Raw genomic sequence first — 15,633 nt, 5'->3', positions numbered from 1 at the left:
ATTGAAGAACGCAAAGCTGACTACGAAGAGAAAGGATGATTCAAATGCCTAGACCCAAAAAAGATAACTATCCATTGTCGCTGAGAATAGAAAAAAATGTATACGATCGATTAACTCAATATTGCGAGGATTCTGGTCAGACTAAAACCCTGGCTATTGAGCGGGCTTTGATGGTGTATATAGATGAGTATTATAGGCAGCAGGAGAAGCCGGAACATATATAAGAATAATTGAAAAAAATAAAGATCGGTAAGTGGATTGTCTAAAGTTTTGCAATTATTTGTTTAATTACACTATTTAACTGCTGGATTGTCAGTCAAAGTAAGGAAGCCTACCTCGATTGACAATCTGACAGTTAAGAAATAGCAACCAAGTGGGAAAGCAGGAAACTGTTAGACGATTAGCTTGCACGAGTCGTCATATATTTTCGGTATAATCGCCATTTACTACCGATTGGATCAGAAACATATACCTCACCAGAATTTTTATTATCATTATCCCATACTATGTTGGTTATTACCATATTTATTAATTTGGTATCACTATACAAATCAAATTTTGCGCCAAGTAATGTTGCATGGATAGGACCTTCTATGAATTCATAATTGACGTTTTCTTTTTCAATGGAATCTTCTAATTTGGGATCTTTTATTTTAATTTCTCCAATATGAAAGTGGTCAAATGGGTGTTCCCAACCAATTGACTTATTATCTATTAGACAAGTTTTCAATTGGGCAAAAAATATTACATCTTCCATTGGCATTTCAGCACTAGGAATAAATGATACACCAAGGATATCTTCTAATTTTTGGGCAGTTGACCAGAATTCTTCAGCATTTTTTAATTGTTCAGCGTCAAGTTTATTTTGGCTAACAAGTGGATTGATTAGTGTTTTTCCATTAATTTTGATTGTTCCATTTGAAAGACCATTTATAAAATGAATAGTTGATAATGCATCAGAAACTGTATTAGCTTTTTGAGGGGTGATTGAAAATGTTGCTTTGGCTTCCTTTTTATTGGTCTCCGTTAAAATAATTCGTATCTGTATAGATGGCCAATCAATATTAGCATATACTTCCTCGTCAAAGTTTGGATGCGGCTGTCTTCTAATGCTAATTGTCAATATATCTCCTTCAATAGTTTCAAATACTATTTTTTGAGCTGGAGGAAATGGCTGTGGGGACATAAATCCATTCTTTATTTCGTCTATTTCTTTAAATGGATTTCCAAATGTTTTTTCGATGGGCATTTGGTTTTCGTTATCTCCTATTTTTGCATTTTTTATGGGAGCACATAATTGCATTCGATATAAATATTCTGCCCATTTTTCTTTAGGTATGCCTTTTAAATTATCTTCTATAAATTGGGAATCGAGATCTACTTTCAACAATATTGTTTCGGGTGTATTATCAGGTCTTGGACCAGCAACATAGTCTCCATTTTCATTGCGATAGTACATAAATGTAGAAGGAAGTTCTTTAGATAATATGTCTAAAACTTCTTGTGGAATATCGCTTCCTTTGTCAGGCGTTTCCTCAAATGTATCATAAAAGTCAGCTATCATGTCAGATCCTCCGAAAATCTACTACTAATTTCAATCTTTGAAATTAACAAATATTTTATAGATTCTTCTAATTTCAATTCTTTTATTACATCAATAATTTGATTTAATGCAGGCTCATCTGGTACAATTATGTATTTTACATCTCTCCATTCGAATTTAATCCAGGTTTCTGGATGTCTAACAAGAACATCAGAATACGCATTTTTGCCCTTTTCACTTATTTGGTCTTCTTTTATTAAAAGTGGAATTGATTTTGGAAAATTTGTGGTAGGGATATAACGCCATTCACATTCATCTTGAAAAATATAAGGTTTAATATCGCCACCTATTTTTTCAGGGCTTGAAATTGGTTTCATATACATTAGTGTGCTTAGAAGATAATTTAGTAAAATCTTATCCTCATCGTGTACTCGTTTATCAGATCTAAAATAATGTGTAAAAGCTTCTTTAAAGTCATCAGAAAGAGGTGATTGAGGATTCATATAATGAATTGGCTGTACTTTGAATTTATTAATGATTTGTTGTTTGTCTAAAGCAATTCCGTATCTTCCGTATAAAGTCATATGATTTCCAACTTTAGAGAACGGAATATCACAAAAGCAAGTCATTGGAAAAGCAATTCTTTTTAGTCCTTCGATATTCCAGTAGTCTAATGGTTCAATCACATAACGAGGGATAATTGCTTGATTTTTTAGAATTATTTCTAAAAATTCTGGCTTTTTCATATAGTTGCAAAGAACATTTGCACTATTATGCCAATAAAGTTTTGGGGCTATCTCTGGAGTTCCAGTTAAACTAAATTCCATAAATTGAATTCCTTTTTTATTATATTCTGTGAATTAAAATAATTTCTACTATAAAAGTAAAATTCTTTGATTAATGTTAAATACAGTGTTGGTTATTTAAGGCGATTACTATAACGCTCAACTATAGAGTTTTTGATCATGTTATCGCTGTTCTAATTAATTTTCATCAATACTTTTCTTATTTATTTCAGTGCATATAATTTTTATCACTGCATTGCCAAAGATCCTTATAATTTATATTCTTTATAAAGTTCCTTATGGTATTTTTCATCCGTTTCTGACATTAGAGTAATATTTGTATAACAATCATACAACAGAGCAAAAATTTCGTCAAACGTTTCTTCTGTTTAAACAATAATAAAAAGAACTAAAAAATATAAAAGATAATACCTTATGGGGGGCATATGACGTTCCATAAGCATATGGTCGCTATTTTCATTTGTATACCATTTGCCGGATTGATGAATAACGTAAACACCTTTGCCGAGAGCCATTGCAGCTGCCTTATAATCTTGTGATACGATAATATCACCTTTCTGACAGATGCTAATTAGCTTGTAGTCCACAGCATTTGTTTCTGCTACGATTACAATGACCTTATTTTAACATGATGATTCAATATTCTTTATGGGTGAGTCCAGTATATCATAGATTAACTTGATAAAATATTCCTTACCATTAAGAATCTCTTTTATGGAGAATAAAAAATCGAGCAGAAAGCCAGCTGTTAATCGCTTTCTACCCGATTCTTCTATGCTTACTTATTTAACCTTTTACACTTCCAGCTGTTAATCCTTCAATAAAGAATCTCTGACAGGAAATAAAAACTACAAGTATTGGAATTAAGCTCAGTACAGAGAGTGCAAAAACATATCCCCACTGTGTAAACTGATGCTGTCCGAAAAATCCGGAAATAGCGATGGGCAATGTTCTTTTCAGATCATCATTAATGACTGTATTGGCCCATGGAAATTCTTCCCAGGCTGTAAGGAAATTAAAAATGGATACGGAAGCAATTCCTGGTTTTGTCAGTGGAAGAATGATTTGGAAAAACACGTTAAATACACTTCCACCATCTATATAGGTTGCTTCATCCAACTCCCTGGGAATGTTCTCTACAAACCCTTTTATCATGAAAGTAGAATAGGGAATAACCCATGCAATATAAAACGGAATTAACCCGCTTAATTTATTGATCACCTTCAGTTTGACCGCTAACTCATACTGGGGAACAATCAAAGTAGTCCCAGGTATGATCATAGTCAGCATGATAAACGTGAATAAGAACTTACGTCCCGGAAATTTAAACCTCGCAATACAGAATGCCATTGCTGCCGCAACAATTGCTGCTATTGCTACCGTCACAGTGGAAACAAAAATACTATTGATAAAATTGTTTCCGAACTTCTTTTGGTGCAGAATATACTGGAAATTTTCCAAGGTAATTTCTTTTATTTTTGGAAAAAATCTGGGAGGATATTCATATAATGCACCATTTGGCTTCAATGCAGTACTCAGCATATAGATCATTGGAAGAACAACAATGATAAGACCGAGAGTGAGGATTATGTATGTGATTCCTTTATAAACAGCTTTTTTGGATATCTTCAAGTTCCCCACCCCCTAATCCAGTTTACTGTGATCCATCATCCGGAATTGAACAACTGCCAATATTCCTAATACCACCGCAATAATAAAGGAAAGTGCTGCGGAATAACCAAATTCACCTGTACTAAATGCCTTATAATACATCCAGGTCAGCACACTTTCTGTTTTATGTCCTGGATTTCCATCTGTGATCATTTTAATCGATGTAAACACATTAAATCCACCAATGGTGAGCATTACCAGTGCAAACAGGATCGTTCCTTTTATGGAAGGAATTGTCACATAGATAAATTTTGCAATAGTTCCGGCACCATCTAATGATGCAGACTCATATAAGTCCCTTGGAACAGTCTGTAAAGCAGCTAAAAAGACTACCATATTCCAGCCGATTCCCTTCCAGGTTCCCAAAAGCATTGCAACGCTCATGCCGCCCCACCGACTGTCCAGCCAATGGATGTTTCCACTGGTCAGATGTATTACTTTGGTAAGAAAATAGTTTAGCAATCCTTCTGTGTTAAAAACATACTTGAACACTAAGGATGCAATTACCCATGAAGTAATAACGGGAAGGTAATATGCCACTCGATAACTAATGGAAAATTTATTAATATTGTTTATGAGCATTGCGATCAGAAGTCCAAGTATCATTTGTGCTGGTACTGTTACCAATGTATACACAATGGAATTCGAAAATGCCAGGTGAAAATATGGATCCGTTAAAACCTCTTTATAGTTGGTAAATCCGATGAACTCCTGATCAAACATAGAGCCAAAATCCCATTTGAAAAAGCTTGTGATAAATAATTTTACGATTGGATAAATGGTAAAGAATCCAAAAATCAAAATACCTGGAAGGAGAAGAAATCCAATCTGGATATTTTGGCTTTTCTTTGTTTTCATACAATCCCTCCCGTTAACTTAAGAATCTGTTCTATTATTCTTCTGCTAATAAAGCGTCTACTTTTTCTGCCAGTTCATCCATGGCGTCCTGTGCGCTCTTTTCATCATTCATAACAGCGCTTACAGCAGTTGCCAGTTCGCTGTCGATTTCAGACCAGCAGGATACGGTAGGTCTGGATTCTGCGGATTTAATAGCCTCGATAAATGGTGCAAAATCAGCATTTTTTACGGTATCGCTTTCGAGAGTAGCTTTATTTACCGGAATCTGGCTGCATTTTGCCATTTCTTCCTGCGCAAACTCACCAGTCATAAATTTCATGAATTTCCATGCAGCATCTTTGTTTGCCGTATTAAACATGGAAATATCCTCGCCGCCAAGAACAGAATGGGAACCGCCCTCGCCTTCTGGCATTGGAGCTGTTGCGTATTCAAAATCTGGATATGAGCCTTCCATTTCAGAGATTTTCCACGGACCATCCATGATCATGGCATATCTTCCAGTTCCAAAACCATCCGTCATTGGGATATCTCCACTATTCCATCCAGTGATCGCACCTTCTTTATACAGATCCGCAAGTGTCTGGATTGCATTTACGGTTTCAGCGCTGTTTAAGTATCCGGTAGCCTTGGTCTGATCCTCATTGGTTATGGAACCACCCATGCTCCAGATAAACGGACATAAATTCCATCCTGCTAATGCTGGTTCATCATAGCCCCAGATCTGCTGGCCATTTTCATTTTCGCCCGCCAGCTTCTTGCAGTCCTCTATAAATTCATCCATAGTAGTCGGCGCAGAAAGTCCGGCATCTTTGAAGGCCTTTACATTATAAAACAGTATTTTCGTATTTGTATTTAACGCAAGTCCGTAAGTATCCTGTCCAATCTGAGCGGTACTCATCGCACTTTCCAGAAGACCGTCCGCTACCTCCTGATAATCACCCATCTCCTGGTTCAGAGGTACTAAAATTCCCATTTTTTCAAATTCAGGTACCCAGGCACTGTCGAGTCGTGCTACATCTGGAAGGGTTTCGGATTTGGCACTTATCAGGATTTTTTCATGAAGGTCTGACCATTCATGGGAAACTGCATTTACCTTAATGTCAGGATTTTCTTTTTCAAACTCAGGGATCAAAACATCATTCAATGTCTCATTTTCGGCAGACTGTTCGCTGTAATGATGCCAGAAATTGATGGTAACCTCTTCTGCATAACAGGGTGCTGCACCTAATGCTGTTACACACATTGCTGCTGATAAAATGGTAAATAACTTACTACTTTTTCTCATTTTTCATTCCTCCTGTTTTAAAATGATGCCTTCAAATGCTCTCAATGATAACTTTAAAGCTCCCTGGCAGGAAATCATGTCTTCATTAAAATATCCTGCGTTTACCAGCTTTTCTGCCTGATAACTTTTTCCTGTCAATAAATCTTTGTACTCTGCAATCTTAAGAACGGGAAGCCGCACTTCAGTCGCTTCTTCTGCCACATTAATGAGTACATAAATTTGTTGGTTGTCTGACTGGCATAAATACCCGTATGTCATCTTTTCACATACAAGTGGTACAATGTTTCCTGTTCTTAAACATGGATTCTTTTTTCGGATACGGATTATTTTTTTGTAAAAAGATAATACATCTGCATTCTGTTTTGCGGGGTTCCATTCCATGCATCTTCTGCAATCGGGATCATTGTCACCATTTAAGCCAATTTCATCACCGTAATAGATGCTTGGAGCCCCTGGGAAACACATCTGGAACAAAGCGGCCAGTTTCAAACGGCGAATATCACCGCTGCAATTCCATAAAAATCGTTCCGTATCATGACTGTCCAGCGGCTGGAAAAGCGCCTGCCTGATTTCTTCCGGATAATGGGAACGCATCTGGCAAATTCTCTGGTTAAACATTTTTGCATCAATGCTGCCCCTGGCAAGAAAATCCCTCACACTATCCCGGAATACATAATTCATGATACTGTCTACGGATTTTTCATCCAGCAAGGAAAATCCATCTCCCCATGTTTCTCCCAAAAGGAGACAATCCGGATACGCTGACTTAATCCGATATCTGATTCTTGTCCACAAAGAGGGATCGATTTCATCTGCGACATCTAAGCGCCATCCATCAATATGATACTCGTTCAGCCAGAAGACCATCACATTGTAAATATAGGCCTGTACTTCCGGATTTGCCGTATTCAGTTTTGGCATATATCCATAGTCCCCGACACACTCATAAACTGCATCTGTTTCCGATACTTCTACAGGAAATTTTCTGATATAAAACCAGTCACAATACCAGGATAATTCCTGTTTTTCAAGTATGTCCTGAAAGGGAGCGAAATGTATGCCACAGTGATTGAATACCCCATCAAGAACGATTTTTATCCCATATTTATGACAGGTTTCAACCAGTTCCTGAAATGTTTCCTTTGTTCCGAAAGAAGGATCAATCTCCAAATAATCCGTTGTAGCATATTTGTGATTAAAATCCCCTTTGAATATGGGATTCAGATACAGGCATTCCACTCCAAGAGAATTCAGGTAATCTAGATTTTTCAGAATTCCGGAGAGATCGCCTCCCATATAATTCTCTCTGTTAGGGGATGTTCCCCATTCCTGACAGCCAGAAGGATCATTAGAAGAATCCCCATTAGCAAAGCGTTCCGGGAAAATCTGATAATAAATAACTCCTTTTGCCCATTCAGGAACTTTTAAAACATTAGTTTCATTCGCATAGAGGAATTCATAAAATCCATCTTCTGGTTCGTTTTCACTGGTTTCCCATGCATTCTGGAAATAAATCTTTCCTGCGGTGTCAGTTAATCTAAAGTAATATTTCAAATACCTTAACGTATCTTCTGTAATCACTTCTGCTGTAAAATGATCTCTCACACCATCTCTAGTAACACGCTGCATAAGGTAACTGCTGATCTTCTCTGGTGAAGTTCTTGAAAAAATCAGCAATTCGCAGGTTCTAATATCGCCTGCAGCGGCATGTATCGTCACCACCAATTTCTTTCTGCTGGCAAGATACACATCCGGATAGCCTGCATGATGTTGTACTGCCGGTATATTCATTTTTTCTCCAATTCTGCATTGGTTTTGATATCCTCACTCTATTATACCTTTCGAGTAGACAACCTAGGAATCAACTCAGTTGAAATCAGGTTCTCTCTTTGTATAAAGTTTTGATCTTTTATCTTATTTATCAAAACCTCTGCTGCCATTTCCCCAAGCTTGTAAGTATCGATATCCACTACAGTGAGCGGCGGATCCATATATTCTGCAAAGGGATAATTATCAAAAGTTACAACTCCAATTTCTGTGGGTACCTGCTTTCCAAGTTTTTTCAATGCCTGCAGAATCTGAAAGGCAATTATATTGTTGGAGCATAAAAATGCATCTACATGTTTATGTTCTGTTGACTCTATAATTTTTCTTTCCAATTCTTCTTCATTCTTTTCCTTAAAAATAATACAGGTATTTTTTCCCTCCAGAGCTTTCTCATAACCCTGGATCCTTCGTTTGGTAAACATGGCTTCCAGATCATCTGCCACATAAGCAATTTTTCGATAGCCGCATTTAAGTAAATGCTCGACTGCTTTTACGCCTCCCTGAAGATTATCCATATCTACCCAGTTCATGGTTCCATTTTTCTCTGATGTTTCTCCCATTACCACCCATGGAATGTTTTCATTTCTCAGGGCTGATAAAATATTCTGGTTCAAGTCTGACGCAGTCAAAATTAATCCATCAACTCTGTGTCCAAAAATGAGCTCGCATGCAGGAGAACTTTTTTCTTCCACATCATTTGTGATCAGAAGACTGTATCCATTTCTCTGTGCTACTTTTTCCATTGCATAAACACTTCGCGTGAAAAAGGTATTGGCAAATGCATTTTCATTATCTGCATCTACCACCAGCCCGATCGTAAGGGACTTTCCTTTCGCAAGGTTTCGTGCAAGGCTGTTTGGATGATAATTAAGCTCTTTCATTGCTTTATAAACTTTATTTTTCATCTCATCTGAAATTGGTGCAGTTCCATTGATCACTCTTGATACAGTAGATTGAGAAACTCCCACTTTTTTTGCGATATCATTTAACGTTGCCCCCATATACATCCTCCCTGATATAAGATTTTTTTCTGATTTTTATAGGATTCTTTACATTATCCGTGTTGTTGGTGTCATTATTATAACCTTATATCAGATATTATGCAAGCGGTTGCATTCCATGGTAAAAAAATAATTTTCTTGTGAAAACCTCCTTCCATTCACGCATTATGCAAGCGGTTGCATAATGTGATTTAATATATGCGCTTCCTTTATGAAAGCGCTTGCATTAACTATGCTTTAGTAATACCACTTATTATTAGAAATGTCAATTAAATTTTAAAAGGAATTGATATTTTGTATATTACATACAAAAATTTGTTTTGATTTTTATAACATTATCGTTTTAATATATAGTATTTCGGCCTTATATGCTTAGCTGATTCAGCTGGTTTGATTGCTTTTTCAACTGCAGATTTTAATTTCGATTTTATATTTTTTAACATCGTTATATCTGCAATGTTTCCTTCAACAGCAAAATCAATGGCTCTTTTATTCTAATTGTCTCCCTTTATCCCAGCATAATATGCAAAGCCGATATCCTGATATTCATAATGACAACGTTGAAATGCTTGAACACATGCAGTTTCATTTTGTCCAAGTTGTTGCAGAAATTGCATAATCTCTTGAGTTTCCATTTATAAAAGGCAAGCCTAAAAAAGACCTGCCTTTTTATATTTTATTATTTTTTACAGTGCATATAATTTCTACCGATGTACTTCTTAATATGCTTATAATTTATATTCTTTATAAAGCTCCTCACGATACTCTTCATCCTCGGAGGCCTTCTCTGCATCCGAATAACGTTTGTTCTTCAGAAGAATATTCATAAGTGTTCCTAAACGGTTTTCACCCTTTTTTTCGCCTCTTTTTTCGCCTTTTTTTATACCATTTTCTTCGGCATAGGAAATCATACTTAACATATCAGCCACCTCCTTTTGTCGGACCGGTTTATCAGAGTCCGGAATATATGATAATACTTTTTCCTGATTCCCAGAAAACAATCCATATAAAAAATCAACGAGTCCTTTTTGATCTTGATTTTCTCCGCCAAGTCTTACGATGATTATTTCTATAAGGTCTGCTTCGGCAGTATTAATCTTGATATCTGGTCTTTGTTCAATTTGCACATTCCCATTTATTACGTCCATTTTAAACCATTAGTACACCATTTTTTCATCAAGATACGATAAATTACGATAAAATACGATAAGTACAAAATTCCCCAAAGCCGCACAAATACTGTGTTTTCGGGCTTTTCCGCCTTTCCGTATGATAAGGTTTATTATTTTGCACAACTTTATCCATAAACGCAGAGAATCCCCGCCTAAAGGCGGAGGATTCTCCATATCATTCATATTTCCAATCGGTTCCCAGTCAATGCCTGTAAGGTCAAAATCACCGGTCAAAAGAAAATATCAGATATCCTTTTCACAATTTCACCAATCACATTTATTACGGTCTTTGTTACAAGCACGAATCAAGTCAGGTACAATACCGAAACGTCTTATCTGTTAAAATCCTTGCAAAGATTAGTCCAAGCGGAAGCGATGCAATGATCAGAAGCGCAGCTGCAAACCAGGATGCAGAAACGGATAAGGACATGATTCCAAGGTTATAAAATCCACGGTATAAATAAAGCCCCGGTACCATGACCACAATGGAAGGCACTGTCACGGAAATCCTTGGATAACCCACCTTATTTTTCAAAAGGGAGGCAAGAAGTCCGGCTGTAAGTGCCCCTATAAATGCAGCTACTGCCGGAGGTAAAGCTACGAGATCCACCAGTTCAAGACGGAGGGTATTTGCAATTGCACCAAGTACTGCCGTAGAACAGGCAATCCTGACTGGGCTGTTAAACATGATGGAAAAACCGAACACGCCGAAAAAGCTTGCAGCAAGCCGTGTGAGGATCCACATTGCAGCAGACATACGGATCTTTATGAAATCCACTGGCTGCAGGTGAAGGAGCATAGCCATGATCCAGGCAGACATGGTGGCTACCAGAACAATGATCAGTGCATAAGTGAGCCTTTCCATGCCAGAACGCATATCCAGCTTTGCCAGGTCAATTCCGCTGGTAATAAAGGGAAAACCAGGGATGATAAAAAGCATGGCACAGATATATCCTGCTTCATGCTGAATGGAAATCCCAAACAGGATTTCCCCTAATTTCAAAAGTCCTGCATATGCAAAGCATGCCAGAGAAACCGAGGAAACAATTCCAAGAAACAGGGTAAAATGATGCTTTGTTAATTTACAGCGAAAGAAATTTCCAAGTCCTGCTCCAACAAAAGCACAGAACATTTCTACCAGTCCTCCGCCCAGAAGAAAGGTAAATCCACAGCATGCAATGGCGGCAGCCAGCCCCAGGGCTACCGGGGAATAAAGGCCATGAATTCTTTCAATCTCATCCAGATAGCTATGAAGCTCTTCCCCGGACATATTTTTCCCCTCTGTTTCAAAATTGCGGATAAAATGCTCCAGCCGGTTCAGCTTTGACGTATTCACCCCTGTATTGGTAAGACATAACGACTGGGTAAATCCGTTTTCCCCATCAAAACAGGTGTACTCAATGGACATCAGCCCGATATCTGTGGTGCAGGTAATCCCCATTGCTTCCGCCAGGGCATTCATAGAGCTTCGAACTCTCCATGCTCCAGTTCCACAGGATAAAAACATAATCCCTACACGTCCTATAATGGAAGCCTTTTCCGTGATGCTCGCATTTATAACGGGAGTATTTTTGCCATTTTCATCGGTGTATTCATGCCACTCCACGTCCATGTGATTTTTTCTGACCCTCTCCAACTGCATAAAGCCACTTCCTTCAAAAAAGTCTCATTATAATTTCAGGCTGTCATTTCCAGCCTGTTCCATCATCCGTTCCCTGCAGGCAAGGACGATTCCATCAATTTCCTCCATGCGCTGAAGCATTTTCTTCTCAAACTCATGGATAGGAAGGAGAACGCCAAGCTCATCAAAGGGTTTATCGGGACTTTCTTTTTTTATACCGGTCTCCTGTCCATAGAATACGACGGCATGCGGTGCTGCCTGCTGGATTTCCTGGAAAGTCTTCCATACAACGGCATAAGTCTGGGCTTCTGTAAGACCCAGCTTACAGGTATCCGGGAGTGCATAAAGGATCAAGATTCCACGCTGGCGTTCTTCTTTTTCTTCTTTAATTTCCAGTCCGTCCGTGTAAGAATGTACAATGTCATATCCATCTGCAAGGTAAAGCCCGGACCTGGGTACACACTCATGCCTGTCAAATGTCTCTTTAAATTTTCCGTATTCATGAGCGGAAACCATCTTCCCTGCTTCTGGAAGAAGCTCTCCTTCCACATTAGTAAGAAGAACCGGGTTCTCTCCTGCTTTTCCATGGAATTTTCTTGGAATCAGGTAGGCTTCGCGGAGCAGATCAAACATACTTTTTCCACACAATTCCAGAAGAAGAGCACTTACATCCCCATTCTGGTAAGCGTGAAAGAGTACCTGCAAAAAGTGGTCCGGATCCTCATCCACCAGCATATGTTCATCATCCAGATATTGGTAAAACACTTTCCGAAGCCTTCCTGATGCCTCCGGGGAAGCCAGGATTCTGGAAAAAATATCTTCTACAGCTTGTTCTCTTGGTAAAACTGTTTTCATACTAAAACGCCTCTTTTTCTGTTTGGATCATAATGAGAGCTGTACCTGTCTCTTTTCGGGAGGGATTATAGCATTGTTATAGTCATACCGCAATAGGATGAGAGATTTCTTTTTCATATCATATTTTTATGTTTGCCATATCACAGACCGTTGTAAGTGTTTTCCATTATAAGTTTCCATGAAATAAAATTTGTGAAAAATACCGTATCTTATCATCGGTCCCCCAGCAGGTCATTCCCACCGCATCTGCCATTTCCTGGGCATCAACACAGTAGGCGGACAGGCAGGAATAGTGCCTGTAAGGACCAGCGGACATGATCAGCAGGTCGGTATTTCCAGATTCCATTATTTTAGAGGCCAACTGTTCGGTGAGTTTATTGTGCGCAAGCTTCGCCATTTTATAGTCCATATCCTTGCTTTGTATCGTCTGTAGAATAAGCGCTTTTTCATAGGCAAATACCCTTTGTTTCATAGATTCTACCGTTCCGCATTCAGGTGGACATGCTGGATTCACGTTGTAACATCCACACTGATTTTCTTCACAAAACTTTCGGTATTCCGGTTTGAATACGAGTTTTTTTGTGTCCATGATTGCCGTATTTGAAAAACCAAGTTTTTTCGCTTCTTTTATGTAATCCATAAAGTACTTTCTCCAAGTTTTTTCTAATTACCAAAATTTTTTCCATACGCTGTTTTTATACATGCCCTAATAGAATGGTATTTTTTAATTCCCTTGCCGCAGCTCCCATAGGATGCTGGCTATCATACACCAGGCAGATCTGGCGCTCCGGAATTTCATCTTTTAATGGGATCTGTACGATCTCTTTTTTCAGAAGGGATGGTGCTGCCATCGGCTGGGGCAAAAAGGCAAGCCCAAGCTCGCATTTTACCAGAGGCAGAATTTGATCCGCAGTGGCAGCTTCCGTATCCGGGGAAAGATCCAGACCATGTGATAAAAATACACTGTTGTAGAATTTATAGGTCATAGTTTCCCGCCCAAGAGAAATCAGCGGATAGTTCTTTACCTCCCGGAGGGAAAGCTCCTGACTGCTAAGGGCGGTAAAAGTAGTGCCTCCAACCAGAATCTCCTGAAACGGCATGAGCATGATCTGTTTCAATGGGAAATCCACCTCTGCCGGAGTGGAAACTACTGCAAAATCAATCTTTCCGCTCTTAACTGATTCAATGGCTTCCGGTGTGGAATGGTTGTATAGCCTCAGCCGGATTCCAGGATAAGTCATGTGAAAACTTTTTAATTTATCCAGCAGGAAAATATTGAGGGCAGTTTCACTGGCACCGATGGCTACACTTCCGTGGGATAATCCGGAGCTGTCGGCCAGTTCCTCTTCTGCTGCCTGGAACTGCTCCATTGCACTTAACACATGGATATAAAGCCGTTCTCCCTCAGGAGTGAGCTGTACGCCGCGGTTGGTACGGATAAATAAAGTGGTATTTAACTGCTGTTCCAGACAGTTCATGGCCCGGGTAATATTAGGCTGACTGTTGTTTAACGCCTGGGCCGCCTTGGTAAAGTTGTGGTATTTTGCCACATAATAAAAGATCTTATAATACTCGAAATTAACGTCCATAATATTTTTTCTTTTTTGACATGTCATATATTTATTTCAGCCATATCAATTATATCTTTTACTTATTACTACGTCAAGCGTATTATGTACTCGAACAAAAAAGAACGCTGTTGTAGGGCAAAAAGCGGTTTATTGTAATAGGAAAACAGCTGCCCGACCAGTTTTCAAAGGAGGAACAAATGCTTACAGCAGTAACCGGTATTAACTGGGGCGATGAAGGAAAAGGACGTGTGATCGATCTTCTTGCAGAGCAGGCAGATGTGGTTGTCCGCTACCAGGGCGGAAACAATGCAGGTCACACAGTGGTAACCACCCAGGGCAAATTCGTTTTAAATCTTCTCCCCTCTGGTATTTTACATCCAGGTGTGGTGTGCGTCCTCGGGGACGGAATGGTGGTTGACCTGGAACATCTTTCCCAGGAAATCCATGAAATAGAGAAAAAAGGAATCCGGGTAACACCGGATCATCTGAAACTTTCAAAACGTGCTACAGTCTCCATGCCATGGCATAAGGTGCAGGATGAGTTAGAAGAAAACAGACTTGCAAAGACAGGAAGTGCCTTTGGTTCTACCCGCCGTGGAATCGCCTATGCATACAGTGACAAGTACCGTAAAAAAACACTTCGCCTGGGAGATCTCCTTCATTTAAAAGAGGATTCCGTAAAAGCCAGATTAAAAACCATGCTGGAGGCAAAGAACCTGGAGCTTGCAGGCTGTTATCATCAGGAGCCAATGTCCTACCCTGCACTCCTTACCTGGTGTGAGGAACAGGCTGAACTGTTTGGTCCCTATATTGCAGACACCGGGGAATATCTGGAACAGGCAGTGTCAGAGGGCAAAAAGGTGGTACTGGAAGCCCAGCTTGGAGCCATGAGGGACATTGATTACGGTATTTTCCCCTATACCTCAAGTTCCTCTACCATTTCTGCCTATGGTCCCATTGGTGCCGGAATCCCTGGAAAATCCCTGGATCACGTAATTGGCGTTTTAAAAGCGTATTCCACCTGTGTTGGCGCAGGTCCTTTTGTGGCAGAACATGCCATGTCCGATGACTGGGAAGAAGCGTTGCGGAAAGCTGGCGGTGAATATGGTGCTGCCACCGGTCGTCCCAGAAGGATAGGTCCCTTTGATGCCGTAGCCAGCCGCTATGGGTTAAAAAGCCAGAATGCAGATAAGATCGCGTTGACAAAAATGGATGTCTTAAGTTCCATGAAAGAGATTCCTGTGATCACAGGCTATAAACGTGACGGTGTTATAGTAACCGATTTTGATCCTATGGATGAACTGGATAGTTATACCTCTGTAGTAGAAATGCTTCCAGGATGGAAATGCGATATTTCGGGCTGCCGGGCCTATGAAGAGCTTCCGGAGAATGCAAAAGCTTACATTCGTATCCTGGAGCAGCT

At 39.2% G+C, this 15,633-nt stretch carries 13 protein-coding genes and 1 pseudogene; 1 reads left to right on the top strand and 13 read right to left on the bottom strand.

Going from position 1 to position 15,633, the window contains the following annotated elements; all coding sequences use genetic code 11:
• Window positions 1–400: 400 nt before the first annotated feature.
• From LIZ66_RS17705 to LIZ66_RS17645, 13 genes and pseudogenes are all read right to left on the bottom strand, one after another.
• Window positions 401–1,564 (bottom strand): abortive infection system toxin AbiGii family protein, encoded by a 1,164-nt coding sequence (locus tag LIZ66_RS17705; protein WP_204452133.1) that lies wholly within the window; start codon window positions 1,562–1,564, stop codon window positions 401–403.
• Window positions 1,561–2,370 (bottom strand): abortive infection system antitoxin AbiGi family protein, encoded by an 810-nt coding sequence (locus LIZ66_RS17700; protein WP_204452135.1) that lies wholly within the window; start codon window positions 2,368–2,370, stop codon window positions 1,561–1,563. The genes LIZ66_RS17705 and LIZ66_RS17700 overlap by 4 nt, the downstream gene beginning before the upstream one ends.
• Window positions 2,371–2,771: 401 nt before the next feature.
• Window positions 2,772–2,972: pseudogene (locus tag LIZ66_RS19650) on the bottom strand (DUF188 domain-containing protein); the annotation flags it as partial.
• 163 nt (window positions 2,973–3,135) lie between these two features.
• Complete coding sequence (locus tag LIZ66_RS17690) at window positions 3,136–3,990, bottom strand: carbohydrate ABC transporter permease (protein WP_227201140.1); 855 nt, start codon at window positions 3,988–3,990, stop codon at window positions 3,136–3,138.
• Window positions 3,991–3,993: 3 nt separating this feature from the next.
• Window positions 3,994–4,878: a carbohydrate ABC transporter permease gene (locus LIZ66_RS17685; RefSeq protein ID WP_195478315.1), complete on the bottom strand. Its 885-nt coding sequence runs from the start codon at window positions 4,876–4,878 to the stop codon at window positions 3,994–3,996.
• 34 nt (window positions 4,879–4,912) lie between these two features.
• Window positions 4,913–6,163 carry an extracellular solute-binding protein gene (locus LIZ66_RS17680; protein ID WP_204452138.1) on the bottom strand — a complete coding sequence of 417 codons (1,251 nt, stop codon included), beginning with the start codon at window positions 6,161–6,163 and terminating at the stop codon, window positions 4,913–4,915.
• 3 nt (window positions 6,164–6,166) lie between these two features.
• Window positions 6,167–7,954 carry a glycoside hydrolase family 13 protein gene (locus tag LIZ66_RS17675; RefSeq protein WP_227201139.1) on the bottom strand — a complete coding sequence of 596 codons (1,788 nt, stop codon included), beginning with the start codon at window positions 7,952–7,954 and terminating at the stop codon, window positions 6,167–6,169.
• A gap of 41 nt (window positions 7,955–7,995) precedes the next feature.
• The gene (locus LIZ66_RS17670) at window positions 7,996–8,991 is read right to left on the bottom strand and encodes a LacI family DNA-binding transcriptional regulator (protein WP_195478312.1); all 996 of its coding nucleotides are present in this window, start codon (window positions 8,989–8,991) and stop codon (window positions 7,996–7,998) included.
• A gap of 728 nt (window positions 8,992–9,719) precedes the next feature.
• Window positions 9,720–10,139 (bottom strand): hypothetical protein, encoded by a 420-nt coding sequence (locus LIZ66_RS17665; protein ID WP_187566605.1) that lies wholly within the window; start codon window positions 10,137–10,139, stop codon window positions 9,720–9,722.
• Window positions 10,140–10,473: 334 nt separating this feature from the next.
• Window positions 10,474–11,805 (bottom strand): threonine/serine exporter family protein, encoded by a 1,332-nt coding sequence (locus LIZ66_RS17660; RefSeq protein WP_195380405.1) that lies wholly within the window; start codon window positions 11,803–11,805, stop codon window positions 10,474–10,476.
• A gap of 27 nt (window positions 11,806–11,832) precedes the next feature.
• Window positions 11,833–12,639: a DUF4866 domain-containing protein gene (locus LIZ66_RS17655; RefSeq protein WP_195380404.1), complete on the bottom strand. Its 807-nt coding sequence runs from the start codon at window positions 12,637–12,639 to the stop codon at window positions 11,833–11,835.
• A gap of 166 nt (window positions 12,640–12,805) precedes the next feature.
• Window positions 12,806–13,279, bottom strand: coding sequence for a DUF2284 domain-containing protein (locus LIZ66_RS17650; protein WP_173719629.1), 474 nt, complete (start codon window positions 13,277–13,279; stop codon window positions 12,806–12,808).
• A 55-nt stretch (window positions 13,280–13,334) separates the two neighbouring features.
• Complete coding sequence (locus LIZ66_RS17645) at window positions 13,335–14,228, bottom strand: LysR family transcriptional regulator (protein ID WP_227201138.1); 894 nt, start codon at window positions 14,226–14,228, stop codon at window positions 13,335–13,337.
• Window positions 14,229–14,407: 179 nt separating this feature from the next.
• On the opposite strand from LIZ66_RS17645, the gene LIZ66_RS17640 reads away from it, so the two are divergent.
• Window positions 14,408–15,633: adenylosuccinate synthase (locus LIZ66_RS17640; RefSeq protein WP_227201137.1), on the top strand; the 1,226-nt coding region annotated here is incomplete at its 3' end.

The sequence above is a fragment of the Blautia faecis genome (assembly GCF_020554845.1).
In the GTDB taxonomy this organism is placed as follows: domain Bacteria; phylum Bacillota; class Clostridia; order Lachnospirales; family Lachnospiraceae; genus Blautia_A; species Blautia_A faecis.
The sequence above is the reverse complement of the archived record's forward strand: the minus strand, read 5'-3'. Positions and strand labels throughout refer to the sequence as shown.

Excerpts from the sequence above, each read along its gene's own strand:
- LIZ66_RS17705 (WP_204452133.1), bottom strand. The coding sequence starts at position 1,564 with ATGATAGCTGACTTTTATGATACATTTGAGGAAACGCCTGACAAAGGA.
- LIZ66_RS17700 (WP_204452135.1), bottom strand. The coding sequence starts at position 2,370 with ATGGAATTTAGTTTAACTGGAACTCCAGAGATAGCCCCAAAACTTTAT.
- LIZ66_RS17685 (WP_195478315.1), bottom strand. The coding sequence starts at position 4,878 with ATGAAAACAAAGAAAAGCCAAAATATCCAGATTGGATTTCTTCTCCTT.
- LIZ66_RS17680 (WP_204452138.1), bottom strand. The coding sequence starts at position 6,163 with ATGAGAAAAAGTAGTAAGTTATTTACCATTTTATCAGCAGCAATGTGT.
- LIZ66_RS17675 (WP_227201139.1), bottom strand. The coding sequence starts at position 7,954 with ATGAATATACCGGCAGTACAACATCATGCAGGCTATCCGGATGTGTAT.
- LIZ66_RS17670 (WP_195478312.1), bottom strand. The coding sequence starts at position 8,991 with ATGGGGGCAACGTTAAATGATATCGCAAAAAAAGTGGGAGTTTCTCAA.
- LIZ66_RS17665 (WP_187566605.1), bottom strand. The coding sequence starts at position 10,139 with ATGGACGTAATAAATGGGAATGTGCAAATTGAACAAAGACCAGATATC.
- LIZ66_RS17660 (WP_195380405.1), bottom strand. The coding sequence starts at position 11,805 with ATGCAGTTGGAGAGGGTCAGAAAAAATCACATGGACGTGGAGTGGCAT.
- LIZ66_RS17655 (WP_195380404.1), bottom strand. The coding sequence starts at position 12,639 with ATGAAAACAGTTTTACCAAGAGAACAAGCTGTAGAAGATATTTTTTCC.
- LIZ66_RS17650 (WP_173719629.1), bottom strand. The coding sequence starts at position 13,279 with ATGGATTACATAAAAGAAGCGAAAAAACTTGGTTTTTCAAATACGGCA.
- LIZ66_RS17645 (WP_227201138.1), bottom strand. The coding sequence starts at position 14,228 with ATGGACGTTAATTTCGAGTATTATAAGATCTTTTATTATGTGGCAAAA.